General features: G+C 42.5%; 26 protein-coding genes. 12 read left to right on the forward strand and 14 right to left on the reverse strand.

Annotated features, from left to right (window positions below; genetic code table 11):
* Window positions 1-71: 71 nt before the first annotated feature.
* The 3 genes from J7I42_RS05450 (at window position 72) to J7I42_RS05460 (ending at window position 1,869) form a co-directional block, all read left to right on the forward strand.
* Window positions 72-464, forward strand: a complete 393-nt coding sequence (locus J7I42_RS05450) for a MerC domain-containing protein (protein WP_209137758.1) — start codon at window positions 72-74, stop codon at window positions 462-464.
* A gap of 117 nt (window positions 465-581) precedes the next feature.
* The gene (locus J7I42_RS05455; RefSeq protein WP_014222441.1) at window positions 582-1,178 is read left to right on the forward strand and encodes a NifU family protein; all 597 of its coding nucleotides are present in this window, start codon (window positions 582-584) and stop codon (window positions 1,176-1,178) included.
* Window positions 1,179-1,344: 166 nt separating this feature from the next.
* Window positions 1,345-1,869, forward strand: a complete 525-nt coding sequence (locus J7I42_RS05460; protein ID WP_209137759.1) for an SRPBCC family protein — start codon at window positions 1,345-1,347, stop codon at window positions 1,867-1,869.
* Between the two features lie 8 nt (window positions 1,870-1,877).
* On the opposite strand, the gene J7I42_RS05465 is transcribed toward J7I42_RS05460, so the two are convergent.
* A complete protein-coding gene (locus tag J7I42_RS05465; RefSeq protein ID WP_209137760.1) occupies window positions 1,878-2,678 on the reverse strand; it encodes an SDR family NAD(P)-dependent oxidoreductase in 801 nt (266 codons plus the stop codon).
* A gap of 111 nt (window positions 2,679-2,789) precedes the next feature.
* Between J7I42_RS05465 and pnuC the strand changes: the two genes are divergently transcribed.
* Genes pnuC through J7I42_RS05480 form a run of 3 tightly spaced genes read left to right on the forward strand, consistent with a single transcriptional unit; the run spans window position 2,790 to window position 5,662 of the window.
* On the forward strand, window positions 2,790-3,425 hold the full coding sequence (gene pnuC, locus J7I42_RS05470) for a nicotinamide riboside transporter PnuC (RefSeq protein WP_209137761.1): 636 nt from the start codon (window positions 2,790-2,792) through the stop codon (window positions 3,423-3,425).
* Between the two features lie 2 nt (window positions 3,426-3,427).
* The gene (locus tag J7I42_RS05475; RefSeq protein WP_209137762.1) at window positions 3,428-3,955 is read left to right on the forward strand and encodes an AAA family ATPase; all 528 of its coding nucleotides are present in this window, start codon (window positions 3,428-3,430) and stop codon (window positions 3,953-3,955) included.
* A 33-nt stretch (window positions 3,956-3,988) separates the two neighbouring features.
* The gene (locus J7I42_RS05480) at window positions 3,989-5,662 is read left to right on the forward strand and encodes an ArnT family glycosyltransferase (protein ID WP_209137763.1); all 1,674 of its coding nucleotides are present in this window, start codon (window positions 3,989-3,991) and stop codon (window positions 5,660-5,662) included.
* Here J7I42_RS05480 and mtgA read toward each other — a convergent pair whose 3' ends face one another.
* The 5 genes from mtgA to J7I42_RS05505 all read right to left on the reverse strand — a co-directional run bounded on the left by mtgA (window position 5,663) and on the right by J7I42_RS05505 (window position 11,111).
* A complete protein-coding gene (gene mtgA, locus J7I42_RS05485; protein WP_209137764.1) occupies window positions 5,663-6,367 on the reverse strand; it encodes a monofunctional biosynthetic peptidoglycan transglycosylase in 705 nt (234 codons plus the stop codon).
* A gap of 80 nt (window positions 6,368-6,447) precedes the next feature.
* Window positions 6,448-7,023, reverse strand: a complete 576-nt coding sequence (locus tag J7I42_RS05490) for a hypothetical protein (protein ID WP_209137765.1) — start codon at window positions 7,021-7,023, stop codon at window positions 6,448-6,450.
* Between the two features lie 79 nt (window positions 7,024-7,102).
* Window positions 7,103-7,741: a LysE family translocator gene (locus J7I42_RS05495; RefSeq protein WP_209137766.1), complete on the reverse strand. Its 639-nt coding sequence runs from the start codon at window positions 7,739-7,741 to the stop codon at window positions 7,103-7,105.
* A 94-nt stretch (window positions 7,742-7,835) separates the two neighbouring features.
* Window positions 7,836-9,362: a GH3 family domain-containing protein gene (locus tag J7I42_RS05500; protein WP_209137767.1), complete on the reverse strand. Its 1,527-nt coding sequence runs from the start codon at window positions 9,360-9,362 to the stop codon at window positions 7,836-7,838.
* A 579-nt stretch (window positions 9,363-9,941) separates the two neighbouring features.
* Complete coding sequence (locus J7I42_RS05505; protein WP_209137768.1) at window positions 9,942-11,111, reverse strand: glycosyltransferase family 2 protein; 1,170 nt, start codon at window positions 11,109-11,111, stop codon at window positions 9,942-9,944.
* 98 nt (window positions 11,112-11,209) lie between these two features.
* Between J7I42_RS05505 and J7I42_RS05510 the strand changes: the two genes are divergently transcribed.
* The 3 genes from J7I42_RS05510 to J7I42_RS05520 all read left to right on the forward strand — a co-directional run bounded on the left by J7I42_RS05510 (window position 11,210) and on the right by J7I42_RS05520 (window position 14,670).
* Complete coding sequence (locus J7I42_RS05510; protein ID WP_209137769.1) at window positions 11,210-11,986, forward strand: inositol monophosphatase family protein; 777 nt, start codon at window positions 11,210-11,212, stop codon at window positions 11,984-11,986.
* Window positions 11,987-12,071: 85 nt separating this feature from the next.
* On the forward strand, window positions 12,072-13,142 hold the full coding sequence (gene thiL / locus J7I42_RS05515) for a thiamine-phosphate kinase (protein ID WP_209137770.1): 1,071 nt from the start codon (window positions 12,072-12,074) through the stop codon (window positions 13,140-13,142).
* Window positions 13,143-13,155: 13 nt separating this feature from the next.
* Window positions 13,156-14,670, forward strand: a complete 1,515-nt coding sequence (locus J7I42_RS05520) for a S41 family peptidase (protein ID WP_209137771.1) — start codon at window positions 13,156-13,158, stop codon at window positions 14,668-14,670.
* Here the strand turns inward: J7I42_RS05520 and nagA are convergent.
* Complete coding sequence (gene nagA / locus J7I42_RS05525) at window positions 14,661-15,758, reverse strand: N-acetylglucosamine-6-phosphate deacetylase (RefSeq protein WP_209137772.1); 1,098 nt, start codon at window positions 15,756-15,758, stop codon at window positions 14,661-14,663. The genes J7I42_RS05520 and nagA overlap by 10 nt on opposite strands.
* 37 nt (window positions 15,759-15,795) lie before the next feature.
* Window positions 15,796-16,674: a nitrilase family protein gene (locus tag J7I42_RS05530; protein WP_209137773.1), complete on the reverse strand. Its 879-nt coding sequence runs from the start codon at window positions 16,672-16,674 to the stop codon at window positions 15,796-15,798.
* Between the two features lie 55 nt (window positions 16,675-16,729).
* Here J7I42_RS05530 and J7I42_RS05535 point away from each other — a divergent pair, with 55 nt between their 5' ends.
* The 3 genes from J7I42_RS05535 to J7I42_RS05545 all read left to right on the forward strand — a co-directional run bounded on the left by J7I42_RS05535 (window position 16,730) and on the right by J7I42_RS05545 (window position 18,411).
* Complete coding sequence (locus tag J7I42_RS05535; protein WP_209137774.1) at window positions 16,730-17,173, forward strand: GNAT family N-acetyltransferase; 444 nt, start codon at window positions 16,730-16,732, stop codon at window positions 17,171-17,173.
* 27 nt (window positions 17,174-17,200) lie between these two features.
* Complete coding sequence (locus J7I42_RS05540; RefSeq protein ID WP_209137775.1) at window positions 17,201-17,677, forward strand: hypothetical protein; 477 nt, start codon at window positions 17,201-17,203, stop codon at window positions 17,675-17,677.
* 215 nt (window positions 17,678-17,892) lie between these two features.
* Window positions 17,893-18,411 (forward strand): GNAT family N-acetyltransferase, encoded by a 519-nt coding sequence (locus tag J7I42_RS05545; RefSeq protein ID WP_209137776.1) that lies wholly within the window; start codon window positions 17,893-17,895, stop codon window positions 18,409-18,411.
* 8 nt (window positions 18,412-18,419) lie between these two features.
* On the opposite strand, the gene J7I42_RS05550 is transcribed toward J7I42_RS05545, so the two are convergent.
* From J7I42_RS05550 to J7I42_RS05575, 6 genes are all read right to left on the reverse strand, one after another.
* Window positions 18,420-19,286 carry a phosphatase PAP2 family protein gene (locus J7I42_RS05550; RefSeq protein ID WP_209137777.1) on the reverse strand — a complete coding sequence of 289 codons (867 nt, stop codon included), beginning with the start codon at window positions 19,284-19,286 and terminating at the stop codon, window positions 18,420-18,422.
* A gap of 134 nt (window positions 19,287-19,420) precedes the next feature.
* Window positions 19,421-22,045: an MGH1-like glycoside hydrolase domain-containing protein gene (locus tag J7I42_RS05555; protein ID WP_209137778.1), complete on the reverse strand. Its 2,625-nt coding sequence runs from the start codon at window positions 22,043-22,045 to the stop codon at window positions 19,421-19,423.
* Between the two features lie 192 nt (window positions 22,046-22,237).
* Complete coding sequence (locus J7I42_RS05560) at window positions 22,238-22,627, reverse strand: hypothetical protein (RefSeq protein WP_209137779.1); 390 nt, start codon at window positions 22,625-22,627, stop codon at window positions 22,238-22,240.
* A gap of 281 nt (window positions 22,628-22,908) precedes the next feature.
* Window positions 22,909-23,091, reverse strand: coding sequence for a hypothetical protein (locus tag J7I42_RS05565; RefSeq protein ID WP_209137780.1), 183 nt, complete (start codon window positions 23,089-23,091; stop codon window positions 22,909-22,911).
* Window positions 23,092-23,104: 13 nt separating this feature from the next.
* Window positions 23,105-23,554 carry a DUF6934 family protein gene (locus tag J7I42_RS05570; protein ID WP_209137781.1) on the reverse strand — a complete coding sequence of 150 codons (450 nt, stop codon included), beginning with the start codon at window positions 23,552-23,554 and terminating at the stop codon, window positions 23,105-23,107.
* Window positions 23,555-23,648: 94 nt separating this feature from the next.
* Window positions 23,649-24,416: a slipin family protein gene (locus J7I42_RS05575; RefSeq protein WP_209137782.1), complete on the reverse strand. Its 768-nt coding sequence runs from the start codon at window positions 24,414-24,416 to the stop codon at window positions 23,649-23,651.
* Between the last annotated feature and the right edge of the window lie 2 nt (window positions 24,417-24,418).

Below are 24,418 nucleotides of genomic sequence, written 5' to 3' on the forward strand. Positions count from 1 at the left end.
GTATTTATTTTATAACGAAACTTTTTGCAACTGAGTTGCATGCGAGTTGATTTACTTCTTATCTTCGAGCCATGAATTTTAGAGTAAACTGGGATGCGATGGGTGTGGCTGCTTCTCTTGCCTGCGCAATCCACTGCGCAATTTTACCACTGCTTTTAACCAGTTTGCCTGTTTTAGGCATAAATATCATTGAAAATGAGGCGTTTGAGTATTTCATGATCTTCCTGGCTTTTGGCATCGGCGTTTACTCCCTTCGCCATGGATATAAGAAACACCACCACAATACCCTCCCCATAATTGTGTTCTCTATTGGTTTTACCGGTTTGATTGCCAAGCAAATATGGCATCAATACCAACTATGGATCCTGCCTTTTGCCGTATTACTGATCGTAACGGCCCATTTAATAAATTTCAGGGCTTGCCGGGTACATAACCACGCTCATGAAGACGATTGTGACCACTAAATATCTTTCACAGCCTGGGTACTTCCTTTCTTCCGGTACTAAAGATTTTCAAAATAAGAAACATTTGCAGCAGGCATTTGTTATTTTTGTATTCAACTTATTAAAAGAGGAAGTATCATGATCAAAACAGGAAGCCCTGTCATTAGTATTTATACAGAAATGACGCCTAATCCGGAAACAATGAAGTTTGTTGCCAACAAATTATTGTATCCGGGTAAAAGCATTGATTTTCCGGATTTGGAAAATGCCAAACCTTCCCCTCTGGCTACAGAATTGTTCGGTTTTCCCTTTATAAGGGCCGTGTTTATTGCCAGCAACTTTGTTACCCTTACAAAAACTGTTGAAACCGATTGGAATGATGTAATTCCAACCATTCGTCAGTTTTTAAAAGAATATCTGGAAGAAGGAAAAGTGGTGATCAATGAAGATGAAATAGCTACCGTTAAACAGGAAAGCACCAATGTAGTGGCTGCAGACGATGACGATGTGGTAAAACGCATTAAAGAGCTGCTGGAAAACTATGTAAAGCCAGCCGTTGAAATGGATGGTGGCGCTATTCAGTTTAAAAGCTACAATGATGGAATTGTTAACCTGATGTTGCAAGGTTCATGTAGTGGCTGCCCTTCATCCATGATCACTTTAAAGGCAGGTATTGAAGGTATGATGAAGCGAATGATCCCTGAAGTGAAAGAAGTAGTAGCAGAAGCAGAATAATACTACGTTTACAATATTTCAAAAGCTTGTGGACCTTCCCCAATGGGGAAGGTTTTTTTTGCGCGTACACTACCCTATAAAGAAGGGATAAACGATTTCACCGGTAAATGGCATACAACTTGGTTGTGTTAAGAGAATGCAGTATATTCAGTAAAACAGCAGGTTTATGACCTTTCTGTATATTTTGGGCATAGTAGTGGTGGTGATAGTGCTCCTGCTGATCATCGCCCTGTTTTTACCAGATGGGTACTTCATTGAGAAATCAGCCATCATTAAAAAGCCATGCGAATTTGTTATGGATAAAGTGGCCGACTTCCATAACTATATTCAATGGAACCCCTGGGGGCAAAAAAGCGATAAAAATGACAGCAACATCACCGGTTTATCAAAAAGGCCCGGCCACAAATATTCATGGAAAGGAAGCACCCGGGGCGCAGGCAGCCTAACCCTGCGGGATATAGACGAACGTCATCTTCACTTTGATCTTGAATTCATAAAACCCGTAAGGACCACCGCCCACGATAACTGGCTTTTTGAAGACTGGGGTATCGATGAAACAAAAGTAACCTGGCAGAATTTTGGCGCATTGCCTTATCCCGTGGGTCGTTTAAAGGGCTATATGTTTCACAAAAACCTCAATCGCCAGTTTACCGAAGGAATTAAGAACCTCAAAAAGCTCTGCGAAAGATAGGCCTTGCCTTAATGTGGTACAGCCTTTTTAAATACATTGATGGCCATTGTTGGGAACAACCGCATTAAATGGATAGCCATCCATTCCTGGGAGAAAGGCCGGCCCACATATTTTTCATACTTCCCTTTTTGTATCGCTTTCAATATCTGTTGTGCCGTTTTATCGGGCGGAAAACCATTTCCAATATTTTTACCCAGCTCATTCAATTTCTCGCCAGAAGCCGTAACCGCATTTAAGGAGACCTGCGTGCGGATATAACCCGGCATTATCAGGGTCACATTTATATTATCCTGCCAAACCTCAGCCCGCAGGCAATCGAAATAGCCATGAAGGGCATGCTTGGCCGCCGCATAAGCTGAGCGCATAGGCGTTCCTATTTTACCCATCACGCTGCTGATGGCCACTATATGGCCTGATCTGCGTTGCAACATATGAGGTAATAACAACCGGGTCAGTTCTATATAGCTGAAATAATCAACCTCCATTACCTTGCGTTGCACGGCGGACAACGTGTCTTTTGCCGTACCACGGTTACTAATACCGCCATTATGGATCATTACATCTATTTGTGCAAAGGCGCCAATAGCCTCCTGTACTTTTGCAGGAAAGGTAGCCGGGGCTTCCAGATCGAGCGGAAGCACATACACATTCGAGGTACCCGCCTGTTGTTGCACACGCTTCAATTCTTCCTCGCGCCGGGCTGAAACAATAACTTTAGCACCTTGTTTTACCAGTTCATAGGTAAGCGCTTCCCCAATTCCTGAAGAGGCGCCGGTGATCCAAACGGTCTTATTTGTAAAATAGCTCAATGGGTAAGTATTTATTGGCCAAATATCGGGAAACCGGTTTGAAATTGAAAACGAAGAAATTGGACGCCGGTCATTATATCTTCAATAGAATTATCTTGCATTTTTTATATCATGACGTACGATGAAATCATAAAGCAATTTGTGGAAGGAATTCGCAACACCACATTGCTTGAATATATTGCCGTTTTTTCGGGCATTGCAAGTGTATGGTTTTCCAGAATTGAGAACATTTGGGTATATCCTGTTGGACTCATAAGCACAATTATTTATATCTTCCTGAGTATCCAGGGCCACCTTTTTGGCGAAGCAAGTGTGAACCTGTATTATACCATCATGAGCGTGTATGGGTGGGCACTGTGGTTGAAAAAAGACAAGGAGCAACACTATGTGGTTACCGTACAGTTTTCAAGCAGGCGTGAATGGGTACAACAATTATTATTCTGTGCGTTTTTCTACATCGCCATTTTCAGTGCCTTAACCTGGTTAAAAAATGCATTCAATGCAGCTACCATACCCTGGGCAGACGCCTTTGCCTCCTCCACCGCCTTCACCGGCATGTGGCTGATGGCCAAAAAGAAGGTGGAAAGCTGGTTCTGGTGGATAGTTACCAACATTGCCTCCATACCGTTATACTTCGTTAAACAGTATGTATTCACCAGCGTCTTTTACTTTATCCTGTTTGTAATGGCGGTATTTGGTTTATTGGAATGGATGAAACGTGCCCGGAATTTGCAAGCTAATATATAAGAATGAAAAAGGTAGTTGTCATAGGCCCTGAATCTACAGGAAAAAGCACTTTATGTGAACAGCTGGCCAAATATTATAACAGCAGTTGGGTGCCTGAGTATGCCCGGGAATACCTCACTGTTCATGGGATGAACTATACCTATGACGACCTGCTCACTATTGCCAAAGGTCAGGTAGCACTGGAAGAAAGCTATATCGAAAAAGCGAAAGATGCAAAATTGCTTTTTATTGACACCGATCAGTATGTAATGCAAGTATGGGGTGAATTTGTATTTGGGAAATGTCATCAGTGGACACTCGATCAGATTACTAAAAGAAAATATGACTTATACCTTTTATGCAACATAGATCTTCCATGGGCTTATGATGTATTACGTGAATACCCCGACCCCGGTCCCCGCACAGAGTTGTACAATATATACCGGAATATCCTTCTTAACCAACCGGTTCCCTGGGTAGAGATCTCAGGCAATTATGATGAACGGTTCCAAAAAGCCCTCAAAGCGGTTGATGATTTATTTATAGCGTAAAACTCTTTTAATAATTGTTATGTTGTAGCAGGTATGCGAAACGTGCTGCAAAAACATCATCGACTGTTGTTTTATGTAGGGTGGGTTTTAATAAGTATTGTTCAGGCTGCTTCCACAGAACTATTCGATGACGAGGCCTATTACTGGGTGTATTCCCGCTTTATGGATTGGGGTTACTTTGATCATCCTCCCATGGTCGCTGCATTGATAAAAGCAGGCTATGCAATTTTTCAAAATGAGTTAGGGGTTCGCATTTTTATTTTACTACTGAATACTGCCACCATTTTTTTTGTACATCAACTAACCTGTAAAAAAGACGACCGGTTGTTTTATGCCGTAACCCTTTCTATAGCAGTAGCACAAATTGGTGGTATACTGGCAGTTCCTGATATACCATTGCTGTTTTTTGTAGTCCTCTACTTTTGGTTGTACCAACGCTTTCTACAAAAGACCAATATTACCAACTCCCTGCTATTAGGCATGGGCATGGCCTGTTTGTTATACAGTAAATATCATGGCGTGTTGGTGATTGGGTTGGTGTTATTGTCGAACCTGAAACTACTGACCAACAAGTATACCTATTTGGCAGGAGCTATTTGCCTCGTTTTATTTGCACCTCACCTGTACTGGCAGTACATTCATAATTTTCCCTCTGTCCAATATCACCTGTTCGAAAGAAATGCCTCCAGTTACAAATTTGCTTTCACTACTGAATATATATTTGGGCAAATAGGTTTTGCCGGACCCGTAATTGGCTGGTTGTTATTGTGGGCAGCATTCCTATACCGGCCTTTGTCTGCAGTGGAGCGGGCAATGAAATATTCATTAGTGGGGATATACCTTGCCTTTTTAATAAGCACGTACAAAGGAAGGGTAGAAGCCAATTGGACCGTAGCTGCATTCATTCCTTTAATTGTTCTAAGTCATAGATACCTGGTGCAGCATTATCAATGGCAAAAATGGATTTATAGAAGTATCCCTGTTTCCTTATTGTTTGTTTTAGCCATCCGACTGTATCTGATGGCCTGGTTCCCCCCTGTTTCGTGGATAAAGCGCACCGAATTTCATGGTAACAGGAAATGGACAACCGAGATGCACAGGCGGGCGGGCAATTTGCCCGTGGTGTTTATAGATACTTACCAACGGGCATCAAAGTATTGGTTTTATACAGGCATCCCTGCTTTCTCGCTGAACTCAGCGCATTATCGCCGCAATAATTTTAATATGTGGCCCATTGAAGATTCATTGATCGGTAAAACCGTGTATATGGATGTGCCAGATAACAATGCTTATTTTAAGCAGGTGGCAAAACCACATGACTGGCCTTTTCCTAACGACGGTATACAAAATGGTTACTATTCTTTTTCGAGGGTATTGTTTACTAAAATCAAATGTGCCGAATTAAAGCCCCATTCCCTTCAGATCCATACAAACATTACTATCCCGGAACACTATCTGCCCTTGTTTCAACAACCAGCTTATAGTGAAACGCCTATCTGGTTAGTGTTGTATGTTGATGGCGATGTGCATGCTTTTATCAAAACGGGCACCCTTGTTAAACAATTAAGGGGCAGCCAGCTTACGTTGCCGGTTACTATTCCTGATCATATAGCTAAAGGCGAATACACGGCCCGTCTCTGCATCGGTACGGTTATACCAGGCTTTCCAACCATCAACAGCACCGAGTTTGAGTTAAATATGCAATAACTATTGGAGTAATTTTTGAATATCGGGGTCATTTTGCAGGAAAACCATTTGACGCATTACCCAGGGGTAACGGTTAGCTACATAGTGCGACAATGGCTTAACTGTATACTTCTTTGGGTTGGGCATACAGGAGGCAATCATGGCAGCTTCCGCCCGGGTAAGTCGCTTGGCTGGTTTCTTAAAATAATTCTGTGCAGCGGCTTCAATGCCAAAAATACCAGGTCCCATTTCAGAAACGTTGAGGTACATTTCCATGATGCGGCTCTTACCCCAGATCAGTTCGATCATAAATGTAAAATACACTTCCATGCCTTTGCGGAACCAGCTGCGGCCCTGCCACAGGAAAACATTTTTGGCTACCTGCTGACTGATGGTAGAAGCGCCTTTTACGCGATTAGGCTTTTTCTTATTGTACTCCATTGCCTTGTTTATGCTTTTCCAGTCGAACCCATTGTGATCAGGGAACAACTGGTCTTCTGCCGCAATAAATGATAAGCGGGCATACGAGGACATATCTTTCATGGGAACATAATCGCGTTTCAGGCCATAGCCACTGAACAAGCTACCCAACTGAGTAAGGGTAAATGGCGGGTCAACCCACCTTAGGAGGAGAATATAGAATAACTGGAATATGAAAAGAAAGAGGAAAGTCCATTTAATAATACGCCAAATCTTACGGGCTTTTTCTTTCACTTTAGTTGACATGAGTAAGGAACTGCTTTGGCTTGCAAAGATACAATTTTGATTGCTGTTCCCTTAACGTTGTATAGGGTGACTATATTTTCCTATCGTGAATTTTTCACATATACTACTTTATATTTTCCGCCGGCCTTATCGGCTTTATTCTGAAAATAAGTGATGGCAAACCCCGTAGCAGCAACGCCGGCAGCAATGGCCAGGGGCACCATTTTATTATCGGCTGAAATAGATTCCTTTCTGTAAGCGGTATTCACCAATTCCAGTACAATAAACCCAATTCCACCGATCTTCATCAACTTGGGAATGGTCACTTCAGCAAACCCTCTTTTCCGGCCCCAGGTATAATCGCCGGTATAATGAAAAGTTTTTATCTCGCGATAATCTACTCCTACAGTATATGACACCGTATCGAGTGTAGTACCAAATTCGGTTCCTACCAACTGACGCTGCTGTTGCAGAAAGATCACCGAGTCGTGCCTGATCTCTTTAACAAAACCATTTATAGCAAATCCATTATATGTAGTTGCCGAAATAAAAGCGCCGGGATAATACGTTTTTAACGTTCGGTTATTTCGCTTTTTTAAAACAATAAAATCGGAGGTTTGGGAAAAGGAAACTTCTGCTACAGATACCAGTAATATTATAAGTAGAGTTTGCTTCATGCGGTAACAAGTTACACAGGGCCTTTTTGTTATTTCACTAATGATTTGTTAAAGGCTAAAGCAAGAACAGTTACCCCAATTAATGGTTCATGATCTTGAAAAAAGACGCGTAAAAAAGCGCTATGCCAAAACCGCCCAGGATAATACCTGAGATCTTGTTTATTATGGAAATGTTATGCAGGGTAAGCTTGCTGCGTAGTTTCCCGGCCAGCATTACTTTTAAGATATCTGCAGCAATGTTAAGCGCGAGACAAACGGAGAAGGTGATCAGACGCTGGCTTAAGCTACCCCCTTGAAAGGCAGAGGCTGTTGTAAGCCAAAATATAAATACACTGGGGTTGAGCGTATTCAGAAAAAAACCGCTCGACATGATCTTGAATATATCCCGCTTGCGAAATTTTATAGCATTGCCATCGGCATCGGTGCGCAGGGTAACCTTTTTAAAGAACAAATAATATACGCCCATTCCAAACAGGAATGCACTGCCTAAATAACCAATTACATTTGAATATTCTGCCAGTAAAGTGGCCACCAGGGCCGAAAAAACATTACTTATAACTACCAGCACAATATCACTTAACCATACACCCGCTACAAAGCTTAACCCACCGGTGTGCCCGTTGTTTATACTTTGCTTTATAATAGTAAATATGACGGGTCCTACAGAGAGCGCAAGAATACATCCTAGCGTTAACCCACTAATTATGGCTTGCCACATGCTTATATCCTTATAGATACTCCAATTTTATTATACGTGTACGCAAGGTAGGAAATCATATCGGGGATTCCGAGCGCGTAGACATTTCAGGCTGTTAAAGGCCACCGGTTTCAATAAACTTTTGCCAGTCCTCAAACATCTTACCCTTCATAACACGTGGAAATTTATGCTGTCCGCCGATTTTTCCCTTCAGGTGCATAAACTCCATGAATTTTGAAACGGGTAATACGTTCAGGTAAACATCCTTCAGTGCACTATTTCTTTCCACCGCATAATCATCGTTGATGTCCTTCAGGCAATTGTCTATTTTCTGACGCAACAACTCCCTATCAACCGCATCGTCACAGGCAATCCACCATTGATGGGCAAAGAACAAACCATGAGGTATACCAGCTACGGTATATTCTGGAATGTTTACATTCATTTCCTCACTGGCCAGTTTAATGGCTTTATTCATGTTGTCAACACTCAGGTGCTCACCTACGAGACTCAGGAAGTGTTTTGTGCGGCCTGTAATAATTATTTCACAACGTTCTTTATCAACAAACCGAACTGTGTCGCCTATTAAATAGCGCCAGGCGCCGGCCGTTGTGCTAAGCAGGATCGCATAATCCTTGCCTTCCTCTACCTGATGTATCATCAATGCCTCGGGGTTCTCAACCAGGTTGCCATCGGCATCGAAGTTATCCCCATTAAAAGGCACAAATTCAAAAAAGATATGATCGTTCAGGGCCAGTTTCATACCATGGGAATCCTGGCGGTCCTGGTAGGCAATGAACCCTTCTGAGGCAAGATAGGTCTCAATAAACGTAAGCGGTCTGGCCACCAGTTTATTAAAGCCTTTTTTATAGGGTTCAAAAGAAACGCCCCCGTGAACGAAAAAGGCCAGGTTTGGCCACATGTCGTGGATGGAATTGAGCTGGTACCGCTCGATGATCTTTTCCATACACATCTGGATCCAGGCCGGAACACCCACCACAAAGCCAATATCCCAGTTGGGGGCTTCCTCAACAATAGCTTCAATTTTACTGTTCCAGTCCTTGGTGCGGGCTATCTTTTTTCCGGGTTTATAGAAGGGGCTAAACCAGAAGGGCACTTTTTTAGCAGTGATACCGCTCAGGTCGCCAGCATAATAGCCAGGGCCTTTTTGAAGGTCGGTACTACCGCCCAGCATTAACCAGCCTTTGCCAATGCTTTTTACCGGAATATCGTGATAGGTGCGTAAGGAAAGTAATTGTTTGATCATGACGATGCGGTTACCGCGCATCAGATCATTGGTGATGGGTATATATTTACTGGCAGCTTCGGAGGTGCCAGAGCTGAGGGCAAAATATTTAATCTTTCCAGGCCAGCAAATGTCCCTTTTCCCTTCGAGCGTTTTATGCCACCATTCAGCATAAATTTTATTGTAATCATAGGTAGGGACCAGTTGCTGGAATTTTTTCCCGGCATGTTTGCTCAACAGAATCTCATCGAACCGGTATTTTTGACCGAATTCGGTAAACCGGGCTTTCTTCAGCAATTTCTTTAACACCCTGATCTGCTGCCGTCTGGGACTTTTAGCAGGTAATCGCAACGCTCGGGCAACCGACCGGGGTAAAGAGAGATCAATTAGGGCCATTAATTAGTTGCCCGTTTGGTCAGGCATGAATCAAAATTAAAGGTTTTTAACCTGATATATTGCACATTTTGCAAAGATTAGGGTTCGCTGCATGGGTTAAAAGAAAAAAACTCAGCTGTTAGGACGGGTTTCTGAAATTTCTCCTTTTGGGAATTAATCCCAGAAAAAGATTGTGTATAAACGAATTCCATCTATTTTTTTCCTTTCAACTCCTTTATCTCCATTCGTATTCGCTCATTCTCTTTTTTAAGCTCGATCATATATAAGGTAAGCTCCTCAATTTTTTCCAGCAACCTCCCATTCATATCACCCAGTTCTACCCCCCTTGTTTTTTAACCTCCTCAGCAGAAGGGATGCCAGGCAGGTGCTTATTTTTATTGATGTATTGCTCCACCTGGTTAAGCGGTCTTAACTGATACGTTGAATCAATGACATAATCAGCAAAAGGGTGGACAGTGACAACCTTTACACCGCGTGAAGCTATTATACCTTCCAAACAAAGCACATTTAGAATGGTTATTAATGAGGTAGGTAATGTAGGAATAGGCACAATAGCACCAGGCGCTTACAAACTGGCTGTCACCCCATAACAATCGCATACCCACGCTGGTCTTTTGAATGGCTGCCCACAATAGTATAAGTACCACTGGCGTGAATAAATGGTTTTAAATAAGGCGGACAGGTTTTTAACTGTTCAATCACCTGTCTGAATAAAAATGTGGAGCCTTCGCAAAAGATCCATTCCCTGGCTTTTTCATTATTCTCCGTAATGGAGTACTCAGGAAAGGAGTCGAGTACCGAGCGTACTTCATTGGCGCTTTTTTCATCGCCGGCCAGATAAAATGTGGGAGTGCCTTCGTATTTTATCGATAGTTCTTTGTGTTCCCTGCTTACAAAAGTTACTGCTGCCCGTAAGTAGATCACCGCTTCCAGCAAGCCTGTGTATAACCAGGCGAGTTCCCCATGAAAATGCTTTTGTACAAACTGCACCATGGCCTTGTAAAACAATTTTATATACTTGCTGTCCTTACGGGTGCTTTCCCCCTTAAAATGTATAATAGTGCAATCGGGATAATAATAGTTTTGCATCCCCGCCTGTTGCAGGCGGTAACTAAGGTCAATGTCTTCCCCATACATAAAGAACTGCTCATCAAATCCACCCGTTTCATCGAGCAGACTTTTCCGTATCAACATAAAAGCACCGGATAGAATATCTACTTTATTCACTTCCTGGTTGTTCAAATGCCCCATGTAATACCGCGCAAATAATTTGGAAGAAGGGAACCAGCGGGTCAGTCCGCTCATTTTACAAAACGATACCCACATAGAAGGAAAGCCGCGTTTCGATTCTTTCAGGTATTGCCCCGTACCATCTATCATTTTCACCCCTAATGCGCCGGCATCGGCTGTAGTTTCCATAAACGCCACACAACTTGTAAAAGCATCTTCCGGTAAAATGGTATCGGGGTTCAGGAACAGGATGTATTTGCCCCTGGCCTTCTGCAGTGCCTGGTTATTGGCTTTTGAAAACCCCTGATTAACCGTATTTTGTATAAACTGTACAAAGGGAAAACGGTTATGCAGGTATTCAATGCTGCCATCCTTGGAGTTGTTGTCTACTACCCAAACTTCCACATTGCTTTGCCCGGTAGCCACACTCATTTGCCCAATAGCTTTGCGTACCGAGCATAAACACTGCTCCAGGAAGTATTTCACGTTGTAATTAACAATTATAACCGATAACAGCATATACCTGCAAAATAGGACAGAAATTAAATAGTTTCTAGTTGATTAACCATTGTATTTCCGGGTAACCGGTCCAACCAGTTACACCGTATCTTTGCGCCATGTTAAAAGAAACTTTAATAAATGCCGCCGAAGCAGGCGCCAAAGTAATGCAACATTACTTCAACTCAACAAGCCTGCTGATCAGCAATAAGGAAGGTATCAACAACCTGGTAACTGAAGCCGACCACGCTTCTGAAAAAGCCATCTTTGAAACCATTAAATCGCAGTTCCCCGATCACTTTATATTAAGCGAAGAAGCGGGTGAAATAAAAATGGACAGCGAATACAAATGGATCATCGACCCTATTGACGGTACGGTAAACTTTGCCCATGGCATTCCCATTTGCTGCGTTTCTATTGGTTTGGAACACAACGGCACTATGATCATGGGCGCGGTATTGAACCCATTCATTAAAGAATATTATTTCGCCGAAAAAGGCAAAGGCGCTACCCTCAACGGGGAGTCTATTCATGTGAGCATGGAAAGTGATGTGATGAAATCATGCCTGGTTACCGGCTTCCCTTATACATATGTGAATGTCCCGAATGGTCCGCTGGAGGCATTTTCCCGCTTCATCAGGGCAGGTGTACCTGTTCGCCGTCTCGGTTCCGCCGCAATGGACCTTTGCTGGGTGGCAGCCGGCCGTTTCGATGGGTTTTATGAACATAAATTAAATGCCTGGGACAGCGCCGCCGGTTATTTAATTGTTGAAGAAGCTGGTGGTAAAGTAACTGATTTTGAAGGTAATCCGTATTCACCCTATCAGCCGCACATCGCCGCTACCAATGGTAAAATACACGACGATCTGTTAAAATGGGTGAACGACAAGGTTTAAAAGGCTTCAATCGGGTACCTGCCGAATAATTCGATAACTTTATTGGTCTTTTTCCGCTCTGCTTTCGCCAGGCGAAAGCAGAGTATTGCTATTTATTTTAAAAGATAACATCATCAGCACCATGAGCGAAAGCAGAACAGAAATAAGTTCCCTGGGCGAATTTGGATTAATTGAACATCTTACCAGAAATATAGAACTGCAGAACGCGTCCTCCATCGTAGGAGTAGGCGACGATGCAGCCGTTATTGACCATTTTGGCAAACAAACCGTTATTACCACCGATCTGCTGGTTGAGGGCATTCACTTCGACCTCATGTACACGCCCTTGAAACACCTGGGCTATAAAAGCGTGGTGGTGAACCTGAGCGATATATACGCCATGAACGCCACGCCCACCCAAATAACTGTAAGTATTGCCTTCAGCAACCGTTTCAGCGTGGAAGCCCTCAGCGAGTTTTACGAAGGTATTTACGCGGCTTGCGAAAAATACGGGGTCGACCTCGTGGGTGGGGACACCAGTTCTTCTCAAAAAGGGTTTGTGATCTCTGTAACAGCTATCGGTGAAGTAACGCCCGGTAAATATGTTAGAAGGGACACCGCCCAAAAAGGCGATCTTATCTGTTGCAGTGGCGACCTGGGCGCGGCCTATGTAGGACTGCTGTTCCTGGAACGCGAAAAACAAATTTACCTCGAACATCCACAGGTACAACCCGACCTGGAAGGCGAAAGCTATGTAATTGGCCGCCTGTTAAAGCCAGAAGCCCGTAAAGAAACTATAGAATTCCTTGAAACACACAACATTGTGCCTACGTCTATGATGGATATTAGCGACGGCCTCAGTTCTGAAATACTCCACATTTGCGAACAAAGCCAGCTTGGGTGCGTATTGTATGAAGAAAAATTGCCCATAGCCGAAGAAATGCGTAAAGCAGCCTTTAAATTTGAAATAGACCCAACTGCCTGTGCATTAAGTGGCGGCGAAGATTATGAATTACTGTTCACTATGAAGCAATCTGATTATGAAAAGATCGTTTTAAATGAACAGATCAGTGTCATTGGCTATATGACCGATGCCAGTGAAGGTGTGAAAATCAATACCAAAGGCGGTCAGGTTCATCCCATCACTGCACAGGGATGGAACGCTTTTAAAAAATAAACCAGTGGAAAGCATGATGCAGAAGTTAGCCTACGTTTGTTTTGCTGTATGTATTTCAGGCCTTATTGGCTGCTCTGCATCACGCCAAACTTTTGATCCTCAACATAAGTACCCGAAAAAACAGTTACAGCAGGACTATACCGTTTTTCGCAAGGTGCTGGAAGAATCGCACCCCAGCCTGTATTGGTTCACCCCCAAAGACAGTATGGATTACTATTTCGATGATGGATATCGTCATCTCAACGACTCCATGACCGAAGTTCAGTTCCGTAATATTCTTTCCTATGTGGTAAGCAAGATCCATTGCGGGCATACGGCGGTAAAATATTCCAAACAATACGGCAAATACCTCGACACCGCCAATATAAAGATGTTCCCGCTGAGTTTTAAAGTTTGGAGCGATTCCATGGTCATTACTGCCAATATCAACAGAAGAGACTCTATCCTGAAATACGGCACCATGGTTACCGCCATCGACGGATATAGAACCCGTCAGCTTACCGATTCCTTCATGAATTATATTTCTGGCGACGGCAACAGTATAAACGGTAAGTATCAAAGCCTTAGCAACAGTGGCGCCTTTGGTAGCCTCTATAGGAATGTAATGGGTTTGAAAGACCAGGTCGCTGTTACCTATGTCGATAGCACGGGGACTGAAAAAACGGTTAGTGTGCCGGTGTTCGACCCTTCGGTGAAAGACACTACAAAAAAAGGAACTTTTACTAACAAGCCTGCTACCAAACCACCAAAAGAAGGTGGTCACAATCAGCTCCAGTTCGCTTCCCGTTATGTTCAAATTGATACTACCTTGTCTTCCGCATATATGACGGTGCACACCTTTGCACGGGGGAATAAATTACGCTCATTCTGGCACAAAGCTTTTCGTGAACTGGACCGCCGGCATATTCAACACCTGGTGGTGGATGTACGCACCAATGGTGGTGGCGATGCAGGCCTTTCCACGCTTTTAACCCGCTACCTGGCCGATAAGAAGTTCAAACTCGCTGATTCTCTTTATGCCGTTCGAAGAAGCAGTAAATATCATAAATATATTTCCTGGCAACCTTACTACTGGTCACTCACCCAGTTTGTAACCCATAAAGAAAAAGACGGTAATTATCACTTCGGCTACTTTGAACGCCACTTTTTCCATCCAAAGAAAAAGCATCATTTCGACGGGGATATCTACCTCGTTACCGGTGGTAATTCTTTTTCAGCCACTACCTTGTTTGTAAAAAGCCTCCAGGGCCAGTCGAATGTAAAAGTAATAGGGGAAGAAACGGGTGGGGGCGCCTATGGTAATACAGCCTGGATGATCCCCGATGTTACCCTCCCTAACACCAAAGTTCGTTTCAGACTGCCCAAATTCAGACTGGTAATGGATAAAGACCTTGTAAAAGAAGGCCGGGGCATTATGCCTGATATTCAGGTGTCGCCCACCCAGGAAACCATTCGCCGGGGAATAGACCCCAAAGCGGCTGTCATTCGCCGTCTTATCATGCATAAGATCGGCGTGGCTCAGCAATAAACCCGCTGCAGTTCTAATGCATCATCAAATACTACAAAGTCAGCCCGGTAACCGGCTTCCATTTTACCCAGCATGCTATTGGCCATCAATTGTGCCGGATATGCCGATGCCATGCGTAAAGCCTCTTCTAAAGGAATACCAACATGGTTAACGGCGTTCTTTACACATTGCAGCATGGTCAAAGATGAACCTGATAAAGTACCGTCGGGCAATGCAAAACGATCGCCACGAAACAGGTGCTGGTATTCGCCGCTGGTGGTTTCAGCTACGGCGTCGGTAATAAAAAAAAGGCGTTGTTGCAATACTTTTTTGGCAATATGTACGGCCGCATAATCCACATGCACTCCATCGCAAACAATGCTGCTCATAGCTTTGGAGTGATTCATAATAGCCCCCACCACACCTGGCTCGCGGTGTTGTAATGGCGACATAGCATTGAATAAATGCGTAGCGGCAGGTATGCCTTTATTGAACGCGTCCATTGCCTGTTTGTAGGTAGCATTGGAATGTCCTACGGAAAGAATGATATTGTGTTGCTGTAATAGTTTTATAATACTTTCCTCACATTCTTCGGGCGCAAGGGTCATCATTTTAAACACATCCTTTCCTTTTTCCAGTAACATGGTCACTTCCGGAATGGTTGGTTTTTTAACACAGGCTTCCAGGTGTGCGCCTTTTTTTACCGGGTTTATATAAGGTCCTTCCAAATGTAACCCGAGTAAGCCTTTTCCTCCTTGCTGCCAGTAAGCACGAACCACTTCAAACCCCTGCAGGAATTTTTCGATGGTATTGGTGGCCATGGTGATCATAAAATGTGCACAACCGCCCATTAAACAATATTCATAAGTAGCCTTTAATGATTCCACCGATAATTCATGGGAGAACATTTTGCCATTGCCGCCATAGATCTGCATGTCAATAAAAGCTGGCGCCAGGGTAAACCCTTTCAGGTCTTCGGTCCTGTATTGTGAAGGAATGGCGTTTGCATTCACCACACCAACTATAATTTCATTATCTGTTAAAACCGCTTTGTTACTTTCTATCTTTTCTCCTGTGAATAACTTCCCGTTAGTATAAGCTACTGACATATTGTTATAAATTCAATTGGTTGGGTGATGGATAACGTTATGCTAATATAAATCGATCTGCATCTTTCAGAAATGGTAATTTATTTCGTACCTCCTCAAGGGATTCTTTTTGCAGGGTAATGGTGAAAACATCCTCGTCATGCGATTTGGTATATACAGGAGCCCCCATAGCATCAACCACCATACTATCCCCACAATAGTAATGACCCATTCCATCTGTACCAACGCGGTTTACGCCTACTACATAACACTGGTTTTCTATGGCCCTTGCCTGCAACAATGTTTTCCAGGCGTGGTTCCGTTTTTCAGGCCAGTTGGCCACATATATCAATACATCATATTCGGGCGTGGCGTCAATTATAGAAGAGCCGGCCTCCTCAGGTGGTGGCATGGGCAAATCCCGTGCTTCTAATTCCGAAGCTACCAGATCGGCAAGGGAACTGGCTGCAGGTTTCTGCCTGCTCCATACCGGGAAACGCAGATCATAGCATACCAGCAAATTGATCTTCCAGCCTTTTACAGAAGCGATCAATCGCTTATGACCAGGTGAGTAATGCTGGTCTTCCTGTCCATAGGCAAACAAGTGCCGTTTATCGTAATAGCCGTATTGTCCATTAGGCAACATCCATACCAGGCGGTTGTAAAAATTCCCCTCTTCTTCAATGATCAAACTGCCAGTAAGAATGATCTTTCTTTCTGCAGACAGCTTTTTCATCCACGCCACTGAGGGGCCATCCATTTTTTCAGCCAGCTTTTCAGCATTCATACTAAACCCTGTGCTGAACATTTCGGGCAGTACTACTACTTCTGTTCGCTGCTGCAACGCCCTGATCTTTTCTTCAAATTGTTGCAGGTTGGCAGCTTTATCTTCCCAATGCAAATTGCTTTGTATGGTGGTGATGGTTAGTGTTGACATGATTACAATTAGAGTGCAAAGGTAATTGTATTTTTTATGAGTATATTTAAGCATCATGAACGATAATTCAACCTTCACCCGCCTGGCAACAAAAGAAGATGTACCCGCCCTGGCCAACCTGATGAACGAACTGGGATATCCTACTACGGTGGCAGAAATGGAGCAACGGTTTGCATTATTACAAACAAGTACCGACTATCTTACCTGGGTGGCCATTTGTAATAACGAGGTAGCCGGCATGATTGGCCTCGTCCGGAACATCTATTTTGAAAAAAACGGATTGTACATCCGCGTAGGCGCCCTGGTGGTTAATAACGCATACCGTAAAATAGGTTTGGGAAAAGCGCTATTACAAAAAGCCACCGACTGGGCTGTTGAAAACGGTATTACACAGATCTATTTAAACAGCGGCAACCGCAATGAAAGGATCGATGCCCACGCCTTTTATAAACACCTGGGATTTGAACCACGGTCGACCGGGTTTGTAAAAACACTATAGCTCCCCAAATTCTATATTTTTGCAATTATGAAAAGCGCCACCGTTCATGAACTGAAACAGGAATTACTGAATATGCCCGCTTCAGAATTAACCGAATTATGTTTGCGCCTGGCAAAATATAAAAAGGAAAATAAAGAGTTATTAACGTACCTGTTATTTGAGGCGCACGATGAACCGGGTTATATCCAATCAATTAAAAAAGAAGTAGATCAGGAATTTGCACAGATCAACCACAACAACCTGTATTTCGTAAAGAAAACACTGCGTAAAATCCTACGCATCATCAACAAGCACATCAGGTATACGGGTTCTGCTCAGGCAACGGTTGAATTGCTTATTTATTTTTGTCAATCCATAAAGGATGCAGGCATCCCTATTCAAAAAAACACCATCATTGCCAATTTATACAAGAGCCAGTTAGAGAAAATAAATAAAACATTGCTCAACCTGCACGAGGACTTACAATACGATTACTCCAGATCAATAGTTGCCTTGGAAGTATAAATGATTGTTGTAGTTTACTCTATGTAAATCTATAGAGGTCTGCATCTCGTAAGTATACATACATTAATCAACCCTTAACAAAATCTTGATTCTTTACATACAACTTAACGCGGCTTTGCGTTATCTTATATAGTAGCAGTCGTTGTTGTATTGCACCAGACAAGACAAAGAGTGTGGTTCGTAATTTGTATATTAACTTATGTAATGCTAATACAATGAACATTTCAATACGGCCTGAGCAACCGGCCGACATAGATGAGATATATGAACTCAATACATTAGTTTTTGAGCAGGAGAATGAAGCCAGACTGGTTGATCAAGTGCGCCAGGGATTACATTTTATTCCTGAGTTATCACTAGTGGCTTATTCAGATGATAAATTAATCGGATATATTTTATTTTCCGAGATCACCATCACCAATGGCGACTACCATTATCAAAGTTTGGGTTTAACATCAATGGTGGTACATCCAGGCTACCAAAAACAAGGAATTGGTGCTAAACTGATCACTATCGGTTTACAAAAGGCAGCCGCTCTTGGTTACACCGCTGTGTTTGTTTTTGGTCATGAATTCTATTTTCCAAAATTCGGGTTTCTTCCCGCTACCCGTTGGAACATCAGACCGCCTTTTGAAGTGCCAGCCGAAGTTTTTATGGCGCTGGAACTAACCCCTAATGCATTGCAAAATGTATCAGGGATTGTAGAATTTCCAATCGAGTTTTCTGTTATGTAGAATTTTACTTACAGTTTATACAATACCGCTAATCCATGCGACTGCCCGGTAAACGGTAAAATAGTGAGATTTGGATTTTTGATCCATTTTGTTCTGTGCAGGCGGGGCACCAACAAGCCGGTCAGGGTTCCTTGCACAGTCCCCAATAATATATCTGAAGGAAAATGCAATCCCCCGCGATGCCGCATATAGGCAGTGTAGCCGGTAGCAGCAGTAGCTAATCCATAAAATACCCACTTGGCTTTTGAATCAGGATGATAATCTGCATATACCTGTGCATAAAAGAATGTTGACGTTGCCACCAAGGCAACGTGCCCTGCATAAAATGAATTTTTACCACCACCCCGCGTACGATAATCCATAGGTGTTTCTTCAGCATACACATAGGGGCGGTACCTGTTAGTAAAGTAAGTTGATCCTGTATAAAGAAGGCCGGTTATCGACATTGCTTCCAGGTACAGAAAAGACAATTTGAAAAAATCTTTTCTCATTTTGTTATCGAACAAAAAAAACACCGGCATAGGCATAGATGCATAGAATGGTATATAACTAAGCTGATCTACTTTTTTGTTGTAGGGTCGTATGGCCCAGCGATCAAAACCATTTACATCGCTTTTCTTCAACGCCGAAATTGTTTCCGGATCTGACGGGTCTTTACTATAGATTTTTGAAAATGCATATAACGACCATGCCGTTCCGGTAGCCGTCACCGGTATATCAACACCCAGGTTTAACTTATATACTTCTCTTGGTCTTTCTTTTTTGTCCGGCTGTATTTTGGGTAACGTATCGCGAGTTAGGCTTGCAGAATCGTTCTGAGCAAAAACTGTTGCAGATACTAAAAGGACAACCGGCACTAGAAATAATTTATTCATAGCCATCCTTTTATGTAGATAATATGTGCGTGTACGCTAACAGTTTTGCAATGTTTATGCCATGCAACAGGGTGGGGAATGCATAAAAAAGCCCTCCCGTCGTGTGGGAGGGCCCTTGTCTTATTTGAAGAGTATTATTTCGGAACTGCAGTTGATAATGAATTTACCAGCTCAGCTACCAGGGCCGTCCAACCGGTTTGGTGACTGGCGCCTAGTCCAGCACCGGTTTCTCCATGAAAATATTCATAAAATAAAACCAGATCCGCATTCTCAGAACGTTGATAGAACCAGCTATAAGCGCCATGTGCAGGCCGCTTGCCATGCTGGTTGGGTTGAAACAATGTGATCAACCGGCGTGTTAATTCTTCGGCTACCTGTACCAGGTTCATTTTTTTGCCTGAACCAATGGGGCACTCTACTACCAGTTCATCGCCATAAAATTCACCAAAGTGGCGAATAGATTGAATGATGATATAATTAATAGGCATCCACAACGGACCGCGCCAGTTAGAATTACCACCAAACATATCAGAGGAGGAATCGCCCGGTTCGTACTGTAACTTGTATTCAATACCCCGGATGTTCACCGAGAAGGGATGCGTTTCATGATACTTCGACAAAGCACGAATACCCCATGGTGCCAGGAACTGTGTTTCATCTAACAGCCGTTGTAATAAGAATACGACTCTTTCCTTTGGTACCAGTGATAATAAAATACTTTTACCATCATGCTTTTCTTCATTGGGCCAGTACTTATTATTTTTCTTCCGGTACTCTTCGAACCAGGTGATGCGTTTATTAAAATCACCGAGTTTATCAAGCATCCGCTTTTCAATGGTCGACACGGCGAAAAGAGAAGTGAGCCCTACTATAGAGAAGATGCGTAAATGCAGTGGTTCAGAACCGGCAATAGACAATGTATCATAGAAGAATTTGTCTTCCTGATTCCACATACCCTGTTCATTCAGCGCTTCGGCAATCAAAACAAAATGTTCAAAGAATTTGGTGGCCGTATCTTCAAACGAGGTATCGTGCATGGCAATCTCCAATGCCATATCCATCATATTCAACGCATACATCCCCATCCAACTGGTGCCATCGGCCTGTTCCAGTTCCATATCGCCATGCACCAGGTGACTGCGGTTAAACACTCCGATGTTATCCAGCCCAAGGAACCCACCCTGGAACATGTTGTTACCATTGGAGTCTTTACGGTTTATCCACCAGGTGAAATTGATGATAAGCTTTTGGAATATGCGTTTCAGAAAAGGAATATCTCCTTTACCGGTTTGCTTTTTTTCAATACGGTACACTTCCAGCGCTGCCCAGGCCTGTACAGGTGGGTTCACATCACTGAAATTCCATTCGTAGGCCGGTAATTGCCCATCAGGTTTCATATACCACTCGCGCATAATAAGCGTAAGCTGGTGTTTGGCAAAAACCGGATCAACCATAGCCATGGGAATACACTGAAAAGCCAGGTCCCAGGCCGCATACCAGGGATATTCCCATTTATCTGGCATGCAAATAATATCCTGGTTCTTAAGGTGCTTCCAGTCGTTGTTCCTGCCCGTTAAGCGGCCAGGACTCGGCGGAGTAAGCCCGTCACCATTGGTAAGCCATTTTTCTATATCGAAGTGATAATATTGTTTGCTCCATAATAAACCGGCCAGTGCCCGGCGTTGAATTTTTGCCAGTCCGGCATTGGGTGCATTCCCCTGCACCTTGGCATAAAACTCATCGGCTTCCTGTTTACGCAGGCTAAAGATCTCTTCAAAACCAGGAGTAAAAGGATTTTCTACGGGCTTACTGCTAAGACGCAAATAAATAGATTCTGAGCGACCGCCCTGTATACGAAGTTTATATACCGGTGCAAACTTGGTCCCCGATTTCTTTTGCTTCAAGGCCTCCAGGTTCTCGCCTTTTATTATAGCATCATGAAATGCATCTTTGGTAAAAGGTGACAAATTGGGTTTGCCATTTACCTTTTCAAAGTTGGTCTCATTCTCTGTAAAGAGAATGTTATTGGGCGTTTGATAGTATAAGTAGTAAGTACCGAGCCGGTGATGGGTCGCTTTTACCGAGTTCTTATCGCGCCATGAAATGGCTGGCTTTTTCTTCGAAGGATCGTGGCTCCAGCGATTGTAAAACCACAGGGTAGGCAACAGCGTTATTTCTGCCGATTTGTTATGATGGTTATGAATATTGATCCTGATGCTTATATCCTTCGAGCTGTGTTTGGCGTAGGTTATATTTACATCAAAATATTCATTATTATTAAAGACCCCGGTATCTAGAAGCTCGAACTCCGGCTCTGTACGCGAGCGTTGGCGGTTTGCAGCCAGCAGGTCGTCATAAGGGAATTTCTGTTGTGGGTATTTATATAAATACTCCATGTAGTAGTGCGTAGGCAAATTGTCGAGGTGGTAATACAGTTCTTTTACATCCTCGCCATGGTTACCTTCGTAGTTACCGAGCCCAAACAGGCGTTCTTTCAAAATGGAATCCTTTCCATTCCATACAGTAATGGCGAAACACAGGTTTTGAAAGAAATCTGAAATACCTGCAATCCCATCTTCGCCCCAGCGATAGGCGCGAAAACGGGCCTGGTCATGGGTAAAATAATTCCAGGCATCGCTATTTGGACTATAGTCTTCCCTTACAGTTCCCCATTGTCTTTCACTTAAATACGGTCCCCATTGTTCTAAAGGGATCTTCCTTGTGGAGTTAACCGCAAGTCGTTGATGTTCTGCACTCATGGTCCGGTTTTCTTCTGACTTTTAATATTATTACACTGGCAAGCGACCGGCGGTACGCAATTATTGATAATGGTCTTTATTACCATTATGAAGTTACTGTATAGTAGGCATTTAATGAAAGATTAGGCAATTGTTTATAAAAGGAAAATAGTAGAAATTGCCTATCAAGAGATCAATACTAAAGGGGAGAATTTAAAAATCGCTCAGGTCGAGGTTTTTCAGGACTTCATTGGCTCTCTTTAATTTTTCAGGGAATAAGGTATCCTCTGAAGGAACAATAGATTTCACTACAATGACAGTATTCTTAGGAACCAACTCTTTTACAGATCTTTTCTTAATTTTTTTCTTTCTGATCATAACTGGGCTCTTGGCTGATTGCTCAGAACTCGTATTCGGAAACCTATACTTATGGGGATTATCAATAAAATCTGTCAGATCGATTTTTGCAAGTATTTCGTTGGCCCGTTTCAATTTTTCTGGGAACAAAGTTTCCTTTGCTGACACTATTGATTCCACAAAAACAGTCCTTTGATTCCTCACTTTCTTTATGGATATCCTCTTATATCTTTTTTTTCTGGGCATAGGTGGAGGCATTGGGATGATCGCTTAGAATGCAAAATTCTAAGATCACTTATTAGAAGAATTTAAAAAATCTGACAGATCGATTTGTTTTAGGAATTCGTTTGCTGACTTTAATTCTTCAGGAAATAAAGTATCTTTTAAAGGCACTATAGATTCGATTACCATGACAGTGTCCTTGCTTACCAATTTTTTTATGGATATTTTCTTAATAGCTTTTCTCCTTTCCATAGATTAACCTTTTTTAAGGGTGCTGGGTGCCCACTTACAATGCCTATTCCATATCAATGATTATGGGAAGATTTTAAAAATGGAGAATCCTTTATTTGCGCAAGAAACTCGTTTGCTTGCTTTAATTTTTCTGGAAATAAAGTATCCTTTGCAGACACTATAGATTCCACAATAATGGTTCTCTTATTTTTAATTTTTTTTATAGATATCTTCTTAACTGTTTTTTTCCTGATCATATATCGAATTTAATTAAATTCTTTTAATTAAAAAACCTAGATACATATCCTTGCTATTAGGATCAAATGGAATCTCCAAAAGGCCATTTTTAGTATCAACATAGCCAACCACATCAAATTTTGTAGAATAATATTGATAATAAGTTTTTAAGATTCTGCTATAAAACAATGTTCTTTGAGGTGTGCTTCCTTTGAAATAAATTATAAATGATGGGTTTTTCGTTGTAAAGGTTCGTACAACATCAATAATGGTTGCAAAAATTTTGATGATATCCCCGTTGTTTGACCTGGCCAAATCATCTAATTCACCGTTTGTCAACAGATCACCAAAAGCCAGGTTATAAACATTGCAGGTGGCGGTAGGAGTAAATTCAATTACCTTAACAATATCCCGCTTACCTGTACTTATAAATTTATATCTGAAAGCATGTACCTCGTTGTACTCATAAATAGTCTGGTACATTCTGATAATTGTTTAATGGTAGTTACAAATAGTCACTACATATAAACAATTAAATCATTCCTTCGTACTAACGTGTACGTAATTATATTTTATATTATGTGTTCTTCTCTAGGTTCAAAAATGGCTTCACCAGATCTATTGGTACAGGGAATATAGTCGTTGAATTATTTTCTGTTGCAATTTCGCGCAGGGTTTGCAGGTAGCGCAAAGTTAGTGCACTGGGTTGCTCGCTTAGAATGCGGGCTGCATCGGCCAGTCGTTGCGAAGCCTGATACTCACCCTCTGCAGCAATCACCTTTGAACGTCGTTCTCTTTCTGCCTCTGCCTGTTTGGCCATGGCCCGCTGCATTTCCTGTGGCAGATCAATTTGTTTTACTTCTACATTCGATACTTTTATCCCCCAGGGTTCTGTATGGGTATCTATTATCTGTTGCAGCTTTTGATTTATCTTTTCGCGTTGTGAAAGCAGGTCATCCAACTCTGATTGTCCCAATACACTGCGCAATGTTGTTTGTGAGAATTGAGAAGTTGCAATGAGATAATTCTCTACTTCTACAATAGCTTTCTGCGGTTGCAACACGCGGAAGTATACAACCGCGTTTACTTTTATCGAAACGTTATCTTCGGTGATAATATCCTGCGGGGGCACATCCATCACAACGGTGCGCAAACTAACTTTTACCATTTTATCAATCACTGGTATTAATAAAATAAGACCAGGGCCGCGAACAGCAATCAGTCGCCCTAATCTAAAAACCACACCGCGTTCATATTCACGTAATACACGGATGGCGCTTGATAATACAAACACCAGGAATAAGATAATAACAATTGCCGAGGCTGAAAATGGAACTGTGTTCATAT

The organism is Niastella soli, from assembly GCF_017742245.1.
In the GTDB taxonomy this organism is placed as follows: Bacteria; Bacteroidota; Bacteroidia; order Chitinophagales; family Chitinophagaceae; genus Niastella; species Niastella soli.